This is a genomic window from Hamadaea sp. NPDC050747, assembly GCF_040654195.1.
Classification (GTDB): domain Bacteria; phylum Actinomycetota; class Actinomycetes; order Mycobacteriales; family Micromonosporaceae; genus Hamadaea.
The window spans coordinates 127,180-140,097 of record NZ_JBFAHM010000009.1; the positions used below are offsets into that span (position 1 = coordinate 127,180).

At 70.7% G+C, this 12,918-nt stretch carries 12 protein-coding genes; 10 read left to right on the forward strand and 2 right to left on the reverse strand.

Translation table 11 applies throughout. The annotated features are described in order from the left end of the window. The first annotated feature begins 23 nt into the window (after window positions 1–23). The 10 genes from eccCa to AB0H43_RS22555 all read left to right on the forward strand — a co-directional run bounded on the left by eccCa (window position 24) and on the right by AB0H43_RS22555 (window position 11,073). Window positions 24–3,998 carry a type VII secretion protein EccCa gene (gene eccCa / locus AB0H43_RS22510; RefSeq protein ID WP_360001959.1) on the forward strand — a complete coding sequence of 1,325 codons (3,975 nt, stop codon included), beginning with the start codon at window positions 24–26 and terminating at the stop codon, window positions 3,996–3,998. 54 nt (window positions 3,999–4,052) lie between these two features. Next, window positions 4,053–6,098, forward strand: coding sequence for a hypothetical protein (locus tag AB0H43_RS22515; RefSeq protein WP_360001961.1), 2,046 nt, complete (start codon window positions 4,053–4,055; stop codon window positions 6,096–6,098). A 32-nt stretch (window positions 6,099–6,130) separates the two neighbouring features. After that, window positions 6,131–7,366, forward strand: coding sequence for a hypothetical protein (locus AB0H43_RS22520; protein ID WP_360001963.1), 1,236 nt, complete (start codon window positions 6,131–6,133; stop codon window positions 7,364–7,366). A 147-nt stretch (window positions 7,367–7,513) separates the two neighbouring features. Next, a complete protein-coding gene (locus AB0H43_RS22525) occupies window positions 7,514–8,395 on the forward strand; it encodes an ABC transporter ATP-binding protein (RefSeq protein ID WP_360002398.1) in 882 nt (293 codons plus the stop codon). Continuing rightward, window positions 8,392–9,246 carry an ABC transporter permease gene (locus AB0H43_RS22530; RefSeq protein ID WP_360001965.1) on the forward strand — a complete coding sequence of 285 codons (855 nt, stop codon included), beginning with the start codon at window positions 8,392–8,394 and terminating at the stop codon, window positions 9,244–9,246. The genes AB0H43_RS22525 and AB0H43_RS22530 overlap by 4 nt, the downstream gene beginning before the upstream one ends. 7 nt (window positions 9,247–9,253) lie before the next feature. Then, window positions 9,254–9,502, forward strand: coding sequence for a helix-turn-helix transcriptional regulator (locus tag AB0H43_RS22535; protein WP_360001967.1), 249 nt, complete (start codon window positions 9,254–9,256; stop codon window positions 9,500–9,502). Then, window positions 9,499–10,155 (forward strand): class I SAM-dependent methyltransferase, encoded by a 657-nt coding sequence (locus tag AB0H43_RS22540; RefSeq protein WP_360001968.1) that lies wholly within the window; start codon window positions 9,499–9,501, stop codon window positions 10,153–10,155. The genes AB0H43_RS22535 and AB0H43_RS22540 overlap by 4 nt, the downstream gene beginning before the upstream one ends. A gap of 68 nt (window positions 10,156–10,223) precedes the next feature. After that, a complete protein-coding gene (locus tag AB0H43_RS22545; protein WP_360001970.1) occupies window positions 10,224–10,460 on the forward strand; it encodes a hypothetical protein in 237 nt (78 codons plus the stop codon). Then, window positions 10,457–10,765 carry a hypothetical protein gene (locus tag AB0H43_RS22550; protein WP_360001972.1) on the forward strand — a complete coding sequence of 103 codons (309 nt, stop codon included), beginning with the start codon at window positions 10,457–10,459 and terminating at the stop codon, window positions 10,763–10,765. The genes AB0H43_RS22545 and AB0H43_RS22550 overlap by 4 nt, the downstream gene beginning before the upstream one ends. Before the next feature lie 101 nt (window positions 10,766–10,866). After that, the gene (locus AB0H43_RS22555; RefSeq protein WP_360001974.1) at window positions 10,867–11,073 is read left to right on the forward strand and encodes a zinc ribbon domain-containing protein; all 207 of its coding nucleotides are present in this window, start codon (window positions 10,867–10,869) and stop codon (window positions 11,071–11,073) included. Here the strand turns inward: AB0H43_RS22555 and AB0H43_RS22560 are convergent. Both AB0H43_RS22560 and AB0H43_RS22565 read right to left on the reverse strand, forming a co-directional pair. Further along, window positions 11,070–11,825, reverse strand: coding sequence for a GNAT family N-acetyltransferase (locus AB0H43_RS22560; RefSeq protein ID WP_360001976.1), 756 nt, complete (start codon window positions 11,823–11,825; stop codon window positions 11,070–11,072). The genes AB0H43_RS22555 and AB0H43_RS22560 overlap by 4 nt on opposite strands. 2 nt (window positions 11,826–11,827) lie before the next feature. After that, on the reverse strand, window positions 11,828–12,853 hold the full coding sequence (locus AB0H43_RS22565; protein ID WP_360001978.1) for an aspartate-semialdehyde dehydrogenase: 1,026 nt from the start codon (window positions 12,851–12,853) through the stop codon (window positions 11,828–11,830). Window positions 12,854–12,918: the final 65 nt, after the last annotated feature.

Sequence of the window (12,918 nt, forward strand, 5' to 3'; positions counted from 1 at the left end):
AAGCTTCGCCACGGGGAGGTCCTATGACGACGGTCGTACGCCGCCGACCGGCCCGGCGGCCCGCTCCGCCGTATCCGAGCGGGGAGATCGTGCTCGAGGAGGTGCCCGCCGTTCCCGCGCCGACCGGCGGCGGCTGGACGCGGGCCCTGATGGTGCTGCCCATGCTGGCCGGGTCGGCGGCGGTCGCGCTGATCTTCGCCGGGCAGAGCAACCGGCCACTGGCCTACCTGACCGGCGGCCTGTTCGGGGTGTCGGCCCTCGGCATGGTCTTGATGCAGGTCTCGCTCTACGGCAGCGGGCAGACCAAACAGCAGATGCACGCGGCGCGTCGCGAGTATCTGTGGAATCTGGACGCCTGCCGCCGATCCGTTCGCGGCACGGCCCGCGAGCAGCGATCGGCCGAGTACTACCGGCATCCCGCTCCGGCCGGTCTGTGGACCCTTGTGGACAGCGCGCGTCTCTGGGAGCGTCGCCGCGTCGATCTCGACTACTGCCTGGTCCGCATCGGACTCGGGCCCCGGGAACTGGCGACCAAACTGGTGCCCGGCCCCACCACGCCGCCGGAGAAGGCCGAGCCGGTGGCCGCGGCGGCGCTCCGGCGGTTCCTGCGCACGTACACCGAGCTGCCCGATCTGCCGGTGGTGCTGGCGTTGAACGGGTTCGGCCGCGTGTACGTGCGCGGCGACGTCGCACGCGGACGGGCGATGGTCCGGGCGATGCTGGCCCAGGCGGTGACCTTCCACTCCCCCGACGATCTGCTCGTCAGCGTGTGCGTGGGCGGATCGGCCCGGCCGCAGTGGGAGTGGGCGAAGTGGCTGCCGCACGCGCAGCATCCGACCTCGGTGGACGCGTTGGGATCGCTGCGCCTGATGGCGCCGAGCATCGTGGCGCTGGAGGCGATGCTGGAGGAGCACCTGAACGGCCGCCCGCGGTTCGACCCGAACGCCGGCGACTCGCAGCACGACGGCCCGCACCTGCTCTTCGTGGTGGACGGCGGCGACACCGCCGGATCCGACCATCTGACCGCCGAGGCGGGCGTCGAGGGTGTCACGGTGCTCGACCTGACGACCGAGCCGCCGCGCAATCTCGATCGCGCCACCCTGGTCCTGCAGATCGCCCCGGACGGCGCCCTGTCCGCCCGCACCTTCGACGGCGAGCGGCCCCTCGGTCACGTCGACGAACTGGGCCTGATGGCGGCCGAGGCGCTGGCCCAGCAGGTGTCGGCGCTGCGCCCGGCCACGGCGGCCGCCGCCGACCGGGCGATGAACGCCGAGCACGGGCTCGCGGAACTGCTCGGCATCGGTGACCCGGCGGCCTTCGATCCGCAGGTGACCTGGGCACCGCGGCCCACCCGGGAACGGCTCCGCGTGCCGATCGGCATCGGACCGGACGGCGAGCGGCTGGAGCTGGATCTCAAGGAGTCGGCGCAGGACGGCATGGGACCGCACGGCCTGCTCATCGGCGCGACCGGCTCCGGCAAGTCCGAGCTGCTGCGTACGCTGGTCCTCGCGCTCGCCGTGGCGCATCCGCCTGAGATCCTCAACTTCGTCCTCGTCGACTACAAGGGCGGCGCGACCTTCACCAAGCTCGATCTCCTGCCGCACACCAGCGCGGTCATCACCAACCTCGCCGACGAACTCCCGTTGGTCGACCGCATGACCGACGCGATCAACGGCGAACTCGTACGCCGCCAGGAGCTGCTGCGAGCCGCCGGGAACTACGTCTCGCAACGCGACTACGAACGCGCCCGGCTCGCCGGGGCGCCGCTCGATCCGCTGCCGAGCCTGTTCGTGGTCTGCGACGAGTTCTCCGAGCTGCTGTCGGCCAAGCCCGACTTCATCGACATGTTCGTCCAGATCGGACGCGTCGGCCGGTCGCTCGGGATTCACCTGCTGCTGGCCAGCCAGCGGCTCGAGGAGGGCCGGCTCCGGGGCCTGGACACGCACCTGTCCTACCGGATCGGCCTGCGGACGTTCTCCCCGGCCGAGAGCCGGGCCGTGCTGGGCGTGACCGACGCGTACGAGCTGCCCCGGGCGCCCGGCCACGGCTACCTGAAGTACGGCACCGACCCACTGAGCCGGTTCCGAGCGGCATACGTGTCCGGGCAGTATCGCTCGGCCGACCAGCTCACCACCGTCGGCGGCGACGCCCGGGTGCACGTGTTCAGCTCCATGTACGTCGCCCCGGCCGACGCCGACGTCACCGCCGGGGCCGAAGCCCAGCCGGAGGCGTCACCGGCCGACGAGTTCGACGCCGCACCGACCGGCCCCACCCTGCTCGACGTGCTCACCCAACGGCTGCACGGCCGGGGTGCGCCGGCCCATCAGGTGTGGCTGCCGCCGCTCGACGAACCACCGACACTGGACCAGGTGCTCGGCGATCTGCGGGCCGACGACGACCGCGGCCTCACCGTCGCCGATCCGGCCCTCCAAGGCAAGCTCCTGATCCCCCTGTCGCTGGTGGACAAGCCGTTCGAGCAGCGCCGCGATCTGCTGCGGCTCGACCTGTCCGGCGGCTACGGGCACGTGGTGGTCGTCGGCGGACCGCAGTCGGGCAAGAGCACCCTGCTGCGTACGCTGATCTCCGCGATCGCGCTCACCCACACGCCCCGGGAGGCGCAGCTCTACTGCCTCGACTTCGGCGGCGGCACGCTGGCCGCCCTGCGGCGGCTGCCGCACGTCGGCGGCGTCGCGCCCCGGCAGGACGTCAACCAGGTACGCCGGACGGTCGCCGAAGTGCTCGGTGTGCTGAACCAGCGGGAGAAGTTCTTCCTCGAGCACGAGATCGACTCGATGGCGACCTTCCGCCGCCGCCGGGCCGCCGGGGACTTCCCCGACCAGGCGCACGGCGACGTCTTCCTCGTCGTCGACGGCTGGCTGACCCTGCGCAACGAATTCGAGGACGTCGAGCAGCAGGTCGTCGACATCGCCAACCGGGGACTGTCGTACGGCGTCCACGTCGTCGCGTCCGCCGCCCGCTGGTTCGACGTGCGCGGCGGCGTACGCGACGCCTTCGGAACCAAGCTCGAACTGCGGCTCGCCGACCCCGGCGACTCCGGGGTGAACCGGCGCTCGGCGGCCAACGTCCCCGAACGGTCACCGGGCCGGGGCATCACGCCGGACGCGTACCAGTGCCTGACCGCGTTGCCCCGCATCGACGGCCGGCCGACCGCCGACGACCTCGCCGACGGCACGCAGAACCTCGTCGACGCCGTACGCCAAGCCTGGCGTGGCCCGGCCGCACCCCCGGTACGCCTGCTGCCCGACCGGTTGCCCGCGACCGAGCTGGCTCAGGGCCCCGACCTGCCGGGCATCGCGCTCGGCGTGGCCGAACGAGACCTGCTCCCGGCGTACGTGGACCTGACCGGCGGCGACTCGCACATGCTGATCTTCGGCGACACCGAGTCCGGCAAGTCCAACCTCCTCGTGACGATCGCCAACGCCATCGCCCAGCGGCACACGCCCACCGAGGCGAAGATCATCGCCGTCGACTATCGGCGGTCGCTGCTGGGCCGGCTGCCCGAGAGCCACCTCCTGGCGTACGGGACGTCGGCGGACATCACCCGCGGAATCCTGACCGATGCCGCGGCCGTCATGAAGGAGCGCCTGCCCGGCCCGGACGTCACCCCGGAGCAGCTTCGCGCCCGCGACTGGTGGCGCGGCAGCGACCTGTATCTGCTGATCGACGACTACGACCTGGTCGCCACCGACCGCAACCCGGTGCACGCCCTGCACGAATACCTCAGCCAGGCCCGGGAGGTCGGCCTCCACGTCATCGTGGCCCGCCGCAGCGGAGGCGCCCAGCGCGCCTTCTACGACCCGGTGCTGAGCCGTCTGCGCGACCTGGCCTCGCCCGGCGTCGTCCTGTCCGGCAACCGCGACGACGGGCCGTTGCTGGGCACCGTCAAACTGGGTCCGCTGCCGCCCGGCCGGGGCTGGCTGGTCACCCGCCGGGAAGGCGCCCGTTTGATCCAATGTGCCCTGTCGGAGATGGAGTGACGGCCCACTGTCCATTCGCTACTCTGGGATCGTCCGCAGCGGGGAGGAGCGGCCATGACCAAGACGATCACCGTCGCCGAGTCCGACACGTTCAGCGGATTCATCAGCGCGTACGGGCCACCGCCTCGCCGCCTGACCGGCAACAGCGCCTTCCTGCAGTCGATGCGGACCGGCGACGCGATGGACCCGTTCTTCCATGAGGCGGAGTACTTCCACAAGTGGGCCGACCGAGACGGCCGGGTCGCCGGGGCGTTCGTGCGGGACGTTACCCGTGGCTACAACGGCACGGTCAACGCGGTGACGACGGTCGTCACGAACTACACCACCGCCGACCTCATCGGTCACGAGAGGATCAAGCTCGCGACGGCGAAGCTCCGGCGGACGGAGGCGTTCGCCACCGGCACAGTCGGCGGCGCCGAACTGGACCAGACTCAGATGACCGACCGCGGCGACGACCTGGACCACCGTTACGACGCGCACGGTTACTCCGACGACCGGATCAGCGACCCGATCTCGACGCGCGACCGGTACGAGAATCGGCAGGACATCGCACAGCTCGCGCCGACCGGATCCCCGGCGAAGACCCAGTGGCGGCAAGGCGGCGACCAGCCCGGGATGCCCTTCGAACGAGTCGCCTGGCAGTTCGAGCGATACGAGCCCGAGCACCTCACCGAGGCGGGCAAGCGATTCGGCCAGGTCAGTCACGATCTGCTGACCGCGCACGCTCAGATGAGCTCGGCGTTGGAAGCGCTCGCCCCCGCCTGGACCGGCGATGCGGCGGAGCTGTTCCACCGTCGGCACGGCGAGGTGCTCGATTCGCTGACGGAGTGGTCGCAGGCCGTTGCCGTACGCGGTAAGCAGTTCACCGAAATGGCGATCCTCGTCGATGGATTGAAGACCTCGATGGCGATGATGCGCAATCTTCGGGCGAAGGCGCTCGCCGCAGCGGCGAAGATCGACTCGCAGATCGACTACAACCCCTACGGCGAGATCGTCGACGCCGAATCGGCGACCAAACGGGTCCTCGAGTATTACGACGACGTGGCGGTCGGCATGGCCGAGAAGGTCGGCCGGTTCTTCGTGGAGAACGCTCAGCTCTTTCGACCTCCGGCGATGTATCCGGGGCTGTTGGCCGACACGCTGGACGAGAAGACCTTGCGGGAGCTCACCAACCCCACCGGACCGACCGGCCCCACCAACCCGACCGGTCCGACGAGCCGGATGCCGACCACTGGCGGTGGCAAGCCTGCAGTGGACTCCAAAGGCATCACCAAGCAGTACGAAGCAGCGATCAAGCGACTCCAGCAGCAGAACCAGGACCTGCGGGACGCGTACGAGAAGCAGATCAAGAAGCTCCAGGAGCAGGCGCAGCGGCAGATCGACGCCTTGCAGAAGCAGATGCAGGATCAGCAGAAGCAGGCGCAGGACGCCCTTCAGCAGACCCAGCAACAGGCTCAGGATCAGCTCGACAAAGCCCAGGACGCGATCGACCAGAGTCAGCAGGACGCCCAGCGGCAGATCGACGATCTGACCAAGCAGCTCCAGGACGCCGCCTCGGCGGCATCGTCGGCGGGCGTACAGGGCCTCGGGTCCATTCCGTCCGTCATCGGCTCGCTGGGTTCGCTCGGTTCCCTGGGCTCGCTCGGCGGCGGCACCGGCGGCGGTTCGGGAACGTTCGGCAGTACGGGAACGGGGTCTGCTCTGTCCACAGCGGGCGCGGTCGACATGCTGGGCCGCAGTGGCGTCAGCGGGACGGCGACGACCGGGCTCGGCACGTCCGCGCTGTCGGGCCGGGCCGCAGCCGCGGCGAGCCCTGGCGGGATGCCGTTCATGCCGCCCATGGGGGGCGGGGCTCCGGCCACCGGCGGCGGTGGTGCGCTGGCCGGGCGCCGGGGACGCCCCGTGCTGCCCGAGGAGAAGAAGAAGCCGCAAGCCAAGCCGCGCATCGTCGATCCCGACGGTGACGGCACCACCGAGGTGCGCCCGTCCGGCGGCGCGCGCGCCCACTCCCGCAGCACCGACGACCGGGCCGCGACCGTCGCGCGTACGCGCAAGGCGCCGGAGACGGAGTCGGGGCAGGCACTCGGGCGTACTGCCTGAGGTCGCGGAGTCACGCGTAACGAGAGGTGTGCATGATCGTCTGTGAGGCCTGCGGGATGCCGGACCCGTCAGGCGGTTCCTACTGCGTCAACCCGTCCTGCGGGGCCTTGCTGCCCCAACCGGCCCGGCCCGCGCCGCCCGTGGCCCCCGAGCCGCCACCCGCACCGGTCGCGCGCCGGCCCACGCCGCTGGAGACCTTCGGGCGGTGGACGGCCGGCCTGGTCACGGCCGCCGGCCGGAAGCTCACCGCCCGCGGAAAGCACGCCGCCATGGACGACAACGGTCCCTCGGCCCACGAATCCGCCATGGCCCCGGCCGAGCCTGAGAAGCCCGCCGACTCCGCGCAGCCTGCCGAACCCACGCAGCCCGCCGACTCCGCGAAGCCCGCCGAACCCACGCAGCCCGCCGACTCCGCGAAGCCCGCCGAACCCACGCAGCCCACCGACTCCGCGAAACCCACCGAACCCAAGCAGCCCACCGACTCCGTGAAGCCCGCCGAGCCTGAGACCGCCGGCGAGCCGAGCCCGACCGCTGTCGCGAAGCCCCGTCGAGCCGCAGCCGGCGTCGCGACCGCGGTGATCCAGCGCCTGAGCGCCGTCCCACCGAAGGCGAGCGCCGTTTCGCGGAGGCTTGCCGGCTCGTGGTCGCCACCGGACCGCCGCCGCTGGATGCCGGCCGTGGCGGTCGCGCTCCTCGCGGCGGTCGTCGCCGCCGGCGTGCTGGCCGCGTCGCGCGACACGAACACGCGCAACGCCGACCCGCCGATCCAGCCGGTCCCGGTCGGGAGCCCGTCGCCGTCGCCGACAGCGGCGTCACCGTCGCCGACCGTTGCGCCGACCGCTGCGAGCCCCGCGCCGTCGCGCACGGTCCGGCCGTCGGCCACCCGCAAACCGGCCACCCCGGCCGGCCCGCGCCCCACCAAGACCACGTCGAAACCCACGACGAACACACCCAAGCCGAGCATCAGCGTGTACGCCCGGGGCAGGTGTGTCTGGTCGGAGGGACGCGGGTGGACCATCGAGGTCTCCGTGGCGGTGAGCAACGGCAGTGGCCTCTCCGCCACCGGTACGCACGGCTACGACCCGAACGTCGGCGGCAGCGGAACCTATTCGCTGTCGGGCAGCGGCACGTCCTTCTCCGGTGAGCTGCCCCCGAACCTCGGCGACAATCCGGAGCTGACCGGCTCGGTGGTGTCCTGGAGCGTGACCGTACGCCTGCGCGGCGGCGGAACGCTGACCGAGTCGGGATCCGTCGGCAATCCCTGCTGAGCGGTGGCCGCCGGAGGGGCGACTGTCGCGCATGTAACAGTCTTGCCGTCGTATGTAGCATAAGTGCTATCTTCGGTCGCAGACATCAGATGGGGAGGCGGAGCTGTGACCGATTCGCAGTACGCCCTGGAGGTCACCGACCTCCGGATGCGATACGGGACGACCGACGTCCTGCGCGGCGTGACCTTCACGGCGCGGCCGGGTGAGGTCGTCGCCCTGCTCGGGCCGAACGGCGCGGGCAAGACCACCACGATCGAGATCCTCGAGGGCTTCCGGATGCGGTCCGCCGGCGACGTCCGCGTCCTCGGCGTCGACCCGGCCCGGGGCACCGAGAACTGGCGCGCCCGGCTCGGCATCGTGCTCCAGAGCTGGCGCGATCACGGCAAGTGGAAGGTGCGGGAACTCCTCGCACACCTGCGGATGTACTACACGGCGTACGCGACGCCGGATCGCCGGGCGTGGGACACCGATGAGCTGATCGCGACGGTCGGCCTGACCGAGCACGCGCACAAGAAGGTCGGCCAGCTGTCCGGCGGGCAGCGCCGCCGCCTCGACGTGGCGATCGGGATCGTCGGGCGGCCGGAGCTGCTGTTCCTCGACGAGCCGACGGCCGGTTTCGACCCGCAGGCCCGGCGCGAGTTCCACGAGCTGGTACATCGGCTGGCCGACATCGATCAGACCACCATCCTGCTGACCACGCACGACCTCGACGAGGCCGAGAAGCTCGCCGACCGGATCCTGATCCTGGCGGGCGGCGCCATCATCGCCGACGGCTCCGCCGACGAGCTGGCCCGCCGCATTCCGAGCGCCGCCGAGATCCGCTGGAGCCTCGACGGCGAGCGCTTCGTCCACTCGGCCGAGGACGCGACGGAGTTCGTCCACAAGCTCCTGGACCAGCACGGTTCGGCCGTCACCCACCTCGAGGTGCGCCGCGCCAGCCTGGAGGACACCTACATGGCCCTCGTCCTGACACACGAGTCGGGCCAGACCACCACCGTTCCCTCCGCCTTCGAGAAGGTGCCCGCGTGAACACAACCCTGTTGAGCGCCGCGAAGGCCGGGCTGGCCCGCGGCCGGATCGAGCTGAAGCACACCTTCTTGAACCCGCAGGACCTGTGGACCTACTTCTTCCCGGCGTTCGCACTGCTGATCACGATGTTCTTCATGCGGGACGCGACCGTCCCCGGCACCAGTTTCTCGCTCGGCTCCCGGACGCTGCCCAGCGCGCTCGGGATGGGGATCGCGTTCGGCGGCCTGGTGACCATCGCAGCGTCGCTGACGGTCGAACGAGAGGACGGCACGCTGCTGCGGGCCAAGGCCGTGCCCAACGGCATGTTCGGCTACCTCGTCGGCAAGATCGTCACGGTCACCGGCATCACCCTGCTGAGCCTGGCGATCCAGCTGATCCCGGCGGCCTTCATGCTCGACGGCCTGTCGGTGTCGGGCTTCCACACCTGGTTCACGCTAGCCTGGGTCGTGCTCCTCGGCCTGATCGCGACCATGCCGATCGGCGCGATCTTCGGGTCGATGCTGTCCAACCCGCAGAACATGGGCCTGATCATGCTGCCGATCATGGGGCTGATCGCCACCTCCGGGATCTTTTATCCGATCACGAACTTCCCGGCCTGGCTCCAGGGGATCGCGCAGGTGTTCCCGATCTACTGGCTCGGCCTGGGCATGCGCTCGGCGCTGTTGCCGGACAGCATGGCAGCGGTCGAGTTCGGCGGATCGTGGCGGCATCTGGAGACGGTCGGCGTACTCGGCGCCTGGGCGGTCTTCGGGCTGATCGTCGCCCCGATCGTGCTGCGCCGCATGGCGCGCCGCGAATCCGGCTCGGCCGTCGAGGCCCGCCGGACCCGGGCGATGCAGCGTACGCGGTGACGAGTTCATGACGAGCGGAGAGAAGCCGGGCGAGGTCGTCTACGACCGCATCGCGATGCTGCGCGCCGAGCGGGGCATCACGCGGCGGGAGCTGGCCGACGCGCTCGGCATCCACTACCAGACGGTGGGCTACCTGGAACGGGGCGAGTTCCGGCCCAGCCTGCACCTCGCACTGCGGATCGCGCAGTACTTCGAGGTGCCGGTGGAGGTCGTGTTCTCCCTGGAGCCGTTCCCCCGCCTCGGCAGCCCGTCATGAGCACGCGTCGCAGCTACCGGAGCACCCGTCACAGCTACGACACCGTCGCGGCCCGGTACGCCGCCGAGATCGACGACGAGCTGCAGGCCAAGCCGTGGGACCGGGCGCTGCTGGGCGCGTTCGCCGAGCAGACGCCGGGTGGGCCCGTCCTCGACGTGGGCTGCGGACCCGGGCATGTGTCGGCGTACTTGGCGGGGTGGGGGCTGGACGTCGTCGGGCTGGACCTGTCGACCGGCATGGGCGTGGTCGCCCGCCAGGCCACGTCGCTGCCCTTCGTCACGGCGGACATGACGGCGCTGCCGGTCCGGTCCGGTGCGATCGCCGGCCTCGTCTGCCTCTACGCCGTCATCCATCTCGATCCGGCCGCCCGGGCCACGGCGTACGCCGAGTTCGCCCGGGTCCTCCAGCCCGGCGGCCTGGCGATGATCGCCTTCCACGTCGAGGACGACAACACCCGGATGGGCGGCCGTAAGACCGTCACCACCTGGTGGGAGCACGAGGTCGAGCTGACCTTCCACTACCTCGACCCGGCTGCCGAGACACTCGCGCTCACCGCCGCGGGCTTCGAGCTGGTCGGCCGGTTCGATCGCGCTCCGCACCCGGGCACCGAGCACCAGAGCGACCGCTCCTATCTCCTGGTTCGCCGCCCCTGACGGCCGCTCGAAAGAATGGCACGAGAACAGGTTATGCGGAATTTCATAAGCCGACTTATGATCAGATCATGACGACGACCGCTGACGGTGCTACTGGTCGCGACCTCACCAGCATCGGGGTGCCCCGCTTTGTTCGCGACGAGCTCGCTGAACTCGCCAAGGCCAACGGCCGGGCAATCTGGGAGGAGATCGCGACGCTCCTGGAGGCCCGCCGGGTCCGCAATGCCCTTCGCCGGGATGCCGAGGTCATCAAGTCGCTGTCACCCGAACAGCTCGCCGCCCACACATCGCCGAGTGCGGGGTGACCGCCGAGATCGTCCGGGGTGGCCTGTACCGGCGTGCCGACGTCTCGCATCCAGCCATCGTGTGCGTCGTGTCCAACGGCTCCATGCACCACGCGAGTCCGCATGTGTACGTCGTCCCGGTCCACCCGCTCCCAGACGACGAAGTGAACCCCCTCGCCAACGACATCGCCGAACCAGTCCGCGGGCACCTGACGCCCACGCAGATGTATTGGCTTCCGCAGAGCGCACTGGGCGAGTACCTGGGGACCGTTGACGCGAAAGTACTCGCGGGCGTCGTTCGCGTGGTCGTGGCGTGCATCAGCTGACCCAGCGCGGTTGATCTTGGCGAGAAAAGGTCGCCCAGGCACACCCGAAACTCGCCAAGATCAACACTGGGGCACGGCTTCGGGCCGGTTAGAATTCCGGCATGCCCCGGTATGAATTCCGCTGCCGCGCCTGCGGCGACACGTTCGAGGTCGAGCGTCCGATGAGCGAGGCGTCGCAACCCGCCGCCTGCCCGGAGGGCCACGAGGACACCGTCAAGCTGCTCACCACAGCCAATGTCGTCAAGGTCGGCTCGCCCCAGCAGGGCGGCGGCGGAGGCGGTTGCTGCGGCGGAGGCTGCTGCGGTTAGATCCGGGCGCACCGGGCGCCGATGACGCGTACGTCCTCGGTGAAGCCCAGCCCCGCATAACAGCGGATCGCCGGGGTGTTCGCGACGTCCACGGTCAGCCCGACGACGTCGACCGCCCCGCTGAACCGTGCGCACAGGGCCGAGGTCACGGCGGCGGCCAGTCCTTGCCGGCGATGCGCCGGGTGCGTCGCGATGTTGCCCAGCACCGCGACCCGCTCCGTGGCCGACCAGGTGTGCGTACCGCCCATGGCGACCAGCTCGCCGTCGCGCCGGACGCCCAGGTAGGGACCGGCCCGCAGCATCTCCGGCTCGAAGAACCCGCCGTCGGGGTTCGCGGCCTGCTGCAAGGCTTGGATCTCCGCGAGGTCCGCGGTCCCGATCGCCACGACGTCTTCTCGCGCTGTGTGCGCCGGTTTCACCGACATGTACGCGAGGATGCCGTGCACGTCGAGGGTGAAGTGCGGGCGCAGCGACTCGGCGGCCTCCTCGGACAGGTGGCCGTAAAACCGGTCGGGCAGCTCCGCCAGGAACGCAGTGACCAGCGAGCCCATCGACGACGTGGACGGATCGGCGACGGCCAGCAGGACCGGGGTCTGCAGACCCGTGTAGAGCAACAGCGTCTGGCCCCACCCGTGCACGAAGCGCGTGTGCGGCCAGAACGCGTCGTCGAGGTCGCCGATGGCCAGCAGGTGCCGGCCCGGATGCCGGGTCAGCAGTGCGCGTACCTCGTCGCGGTCGGCGACGACCTGCATGGTCAGCGGAGCTCGGCCGCGACCAGCTCGGCGATCTGCACCGCGTTGAGCGCCGCGCCCTTGCGCAGGTTGTCGCTGGAGCAGAAGAACGCGATCCCGTGGTCGACGGTCTCGTCGGCGCGGATCCGGCCGACGAAGGTCGGGTCCTGCCCGGCCGCCTGCAACGGGGTCGGCACGTCGGTGAGCACCACGCCGGGGGCGTCGGCCAGCAGTTCCTTGGCCCGCTGCGGCGACAGCGGCCGGGCGAACCGAGCGTGCACCTGCAGCGAGTGCCCGGTGAACACCGGCACGCGTACGCAGGTGCCGGACACCTTCAGGTCCGGGATCTCCAGGATCTTGCGGCTCTCGTTGCGGAGCTTCTGCTCCTCGTCGGTCTCCTCGAGCCCGTCGTCGACGAGCGCGCCCGCGTAGGGCAGCACGTTGAAGGCGATCGGCCGGACGTACTTCTGCGGCGCCGGGAACTGCACGGCCGCGCCATCGTGGGTGAGTTCCGTCGCGCGTTCGGCCACTGCGCGTACCTGGTGGTCGAGTTCGGCGACCCCCTCCAAGCCGGAGCCGGAGACGGCCTGGTAGGTCGCGGTGACCAGGCTGATCAGCCCGGCCTCGACGTGGAGCGGCTTGAGCGCGGGCATCGCGGCCATGGTGGTGCAGTTGGGGTTGGCGATGATGCCCTTGGGGCGATCGGCGGCCGCGTGCGGGTTGACCTCGGAGACGACCAGCGGGACCTGAGGGTCCATCCGCCAGCCCGACGAGTTGTCGATGACCACGGCGCCGGCCGCGGCGACCCTGGGCGCGAGCGCGAGCGACGTGGTCTTGCCGGCCGAGAACAGGACGATGTCCAGCCCGGTGTAGTCGGCGGTCGCGGCGTCCTCGACGACGACCTCGCCGTCGGCCCACGGCAGCTTCTTGCCGGCCGACCGCGCCGAGGCGAAGAGCCGGAGCTCGTCGACGGGGAACTTGCGCTCCGCGAGGATGCGGCGCATGACGCCGCCCACCTGGCCGGTCGCGCCCACGATGCCGATCTTCATGGCACACAGCCTACCGAGGTCGTCCCGAAGATCGGCAGTAGCGTTCCCACCAGGTGGGCGTCGCT